3 protein-coding genes are annotated in these 3,262 nt (G+C 71.5%); all 3 read left to right on the top strand.

The genetic code is table 11. The annotated features are described in order from the left end of the window. Nucleotides 1-224: 224 nt before the first annotated feature. Nucleotides 225-995: a UMP kinase gene (gene pyrH, locus AB0J74_RS37760; protein WP_363457734.1), complete on the top strand. Its 771-nt coding sequence runs from the start codon at nucleotides 225-227 to the stop codon at nucleotides 993-995. A gap of 33 nt (nucleotides 996-1,028) precedes the next feature. Further along, a complete protein-coding gene (frr, locus tag AB0J74_RS37755) occupies nucleotides 1,029-1,586 on the top strand; it encodes a ribosome recycling factor (protein ID WP_363457731.1) in 558 nt (185 codons plus the stop codon). A 117-nt stretch (nucleotides 1,587-1,703) separates the two neighbouring features. Beyond that, nucleotides 1,704-2,915: a phosphatidate cytidylyltransferase gene (locus tag AB0J74_RS37750; RefSeq protein WP_363457728.1), complete on the top strand. Its 1,212-nt coding sequence runs from the start codon at nucleotides 1,704-1,706 to the stop codon at nucleotides 2,913-2,915. Nucleotides 2,916-3,262: the final 347 nt, after the last annotated feature.

The raw sequence follows: 3,262 nt of genomic DNA, 5'->3' as shown, positions 1-3,262 counted from the left end.
CCCCACACCGCGCCTACCACGCGGCGGCGGCCCGCGGCCCCGGGGCCCCCCGCCCGGGCGCGCGCCCCGCCGGCCCCGGGCCCCCCCCCCCCGCCGCCCGGGGGGGGGCCCCCGCCACCGGCCGGGGCGCCGGTGGCCTGGAAGGCAATACGCTCCAGGTGGCACCGGACCGGTGCCTAGGCGAGGCGCACCGGATCGGTGCCGAGGCGACGAGAGGCGGTCGGATGACCCACGTGGCAGACGAGTCAACGCGGGTGGTCGAGGACCCCACCGCACCACCGCCGGGCCGGCCGCGCCGGGTCGTGCTCAAGCTCTCCGGCGAGGTGTTCGGCGGCGGCATGGTCGGTGTCGACCCCGACGTCGTGCAGGCCGTCGCGCGCCAGATAGCGTCCGTCGTCCGCCGCGGCGTCCAGGTCGCCGTCGTGGTCGGCGGTGGCAACTTCTTCCGGGGCGCCGAGTTGCAGAAGCGCGGCATGGACCGCGCCCGTGCCGACTACATGGGCATGCTCGGCACCGTCATGAACTGCCTGGCCCTTCAGGACTTCCTGGAGAAGGAGGGCATCGAGACCCGGGTGCAGAGCGCGATCACCATGGCCCAGGTCGCCGAGCCCTACATCCCCCTGCGCGCGATCCGCCACTTGGAAAAGGGTCGGGTGGTGATCTTCGGCGCCGGCGCCGGGATGCCTTACTTCTCCACCGACACCGTCGCCGCCCAGCGCGCGCTGGAGATCCGGGCCGACGTGGTGTTGATGAGCAAGAACGGGGTTGACGGGGTCTACACCGCCGATCCGCGCACCGACCCGACGGCCAGCAAGTTCGACTCGGTCACGTTCGCCGAGGTGCTACGCCGTGGCCTGCGGGTCGCCGACGCGGCCGCGTTCAGCCTCTGCGAGGAAAACGGCCTGCCGATGCTCGTGTTCGGCGCCGAGGGCGACGACACGATCATGCGGGCCGTCGCGGGCGAGCGCATCGGCACCTTGATCACAGCCAACTGAGTGCCACATCCCCAGAAGGAGGCGACGGACCAGGTGATCGACGACACACTCCTCGAGGCCGAGGAGAAGATGGATCGCGCGGTCGACCACGCCAAGGAGGAGTTCGCCGCGATCCGCACCGGGCGGGCCAACGCGGCGATGTTCTCGAAGATCGTCATCGACTACTACGGCACCCCGACGCCGCTGACCCAGATGGCGTCCGTGGGCACTCCCGAGCCGCGGATGGCGATCATCAAGCCCTACGACAACTCGCAGCTCCACGCGATGGAGAAGGCGATCCGCGACTCGGACCTCGGAGTCAACCCCAACAACGAGGGCACGCAGCTGCGCATCGTGCTTCCCCAGATGACCGAGGAACGGCGCCGCGACATGATCAAGGTGGCGCGGGGCAAGGCAGAAGATTCCAAGGTCGCCATTCGCAACGTACGGCGTAAAGCCAAGGAAGAGCTCGACCGGCTGGTGAAAGACGGCGAGACCGGGGAAGACGAGGGCCGACGGGCCGAAAAAGACCTTGACGACCTGACTCACCGCTACACCACACAGATCGATGAACTCCTCAAGCACAAGGAAACCGAGCTGCTCGAGGTCTGAGCTGGAGGCGGCCGCGAGTGCAGTAGGCTCGGCACGATTCCTCCTGGTCAGGAGATCGATAGGCGAAGGGGGGCTCGGCGACATGCGGCGTTCGACGGCGAGCCCGGTTACGGCGTGATGTCCTACTCCGACCCCTATTCGAGCGTCGATCCGCGTCGGGCGCGACACCCAGGTGTCGCGCCCGAGGAGTACGACCCCGGCTTCCCGGCCCACCTCGACGTCCCCGGTTGGGCCGGCCCCACACAGCCCGGCTTCCAGCAGCAGCCCGAGCCCGACCCGCGGCCGGAGTCGCCCGATCCGCTGCAGGAGCCGGAGGTCAACGGCTACACCGCCGACACGACCCAGCTGCCCGTGGTCCAGCCGCACGACGACCGGCGGCGCGAGCCATCGGGACGCGACGGCGGCCGGCGCCGCGACCGGGCGCGCTCCGACGACGAGCCGCCCAACCCGCCCGGGCGCCGCCGCGGCCCGGGCAAACGTCGCGCCGGCCCTGGCCGCCCGCCGACCGCCCAGAAGAGCAGCCGCGCCGGCCGCAACCTGCCGGCCGCGATCGGTGTCGGCGTCACGCTCGGCGGGATCCTGGTCGCGTCGCTCTACCTCTACAAGCCCGCCTTCCTGGGCGTTCTCGCGCTCGCCGTGGCGATCGGCATCTGGGAGCTCAGCCGGGCCACCCGAGAGGTGCGCGCGCATCCGCCGGCCATCCCGCTGATCGCCGGCGGAGTCCTGATGGTCGGCCTGGCCTGGTACGCCGGAGCCGACGCCCTCCTGCTCGGCCTGGTGGCCACGGTGTTGGCGGCGGCCGTCTGGCGGCTGGCCGACGGTCCGAAGGACTTCAAGCTCGACCTGACCGTGTCCACGCTGATAGCGGTCTACGTGCCGTTCCTCGCCGGCTTCGCGGCCCTGCTGGCCACGCCGGCAGACGGCGCCGACCGCGTGCTGGTCGTGCTGATCGCGGTCGTGCTGTCGGACACCGGCGGCTACGCGGCCGGCGTCTTCCTGGGCCGCCACCCCATGGCGCCGACGATCAGCCCCAAGAAGTCATGGGAAGGCTTCGGCGGCTCGCTGACCGCCGCGGCCATCGGCAGCGCCGTGACCTGCTACTTCCTGCTCAACATCGACTTCTGGTGGGGCGCCGTCTTCGGCGTGGCGATCAGCGTGGCCGCGGTCCTCGGAGACCTGGCCGAGTCGATGCTCAAGCGCGACCTGGGCGTCAAGGACATGAGCCGCCTACTCCCAGGCCACGGCGGCCTGATGGACCGCCTCGACTCGATCCTGTTCGCGGTCCCGACCGCCTACCTGCTCCTGTCGATCTTCGCCCCGGTCCGCTGACCGGGCGGCCCGAAAGCCACCGAATCGCCGTCTCCGTCAGGACCCGCCGCAGCCGGCTGCCCGACGCCGGTCGGGTTGGTGGTGGCGGTCGGGTGGGGCGATGCCGTTTCCGGGGCGTCGGGTTGCGCGATGCCGGTCGGGTTCGTGGCGTCGGTCGGGTGCGCGACGCCGGTCGGGGTCAGGGCGTTGGTGGGCTGCGAGACCCGGTCGGGTTCCGGCGTTGGTGGGCTGGGCGGTGCTGTTCGGGTTCAGGGCGTTCGGGTGCGCGATGCCGGTTCGGTCCAGGGCGTGGGTGGGCTGCACGATCCGCTCGAGTTACGGCGTTGGTGGGCTGCGCGAGACCCGGT

The sequence above is a fragment of the Asanoa sp. NPDC049573 genome (genome assembly GCF_040676615.1).
Taxonomy (GTDB): Bacteria; Actinomycetota; Actinomycetes; order Mycobacteriales; family Micromonosporaceae; genus Asanoa.
This window is presented reverse-complemented; position numbering and strand designations above follow the sequence as displayed.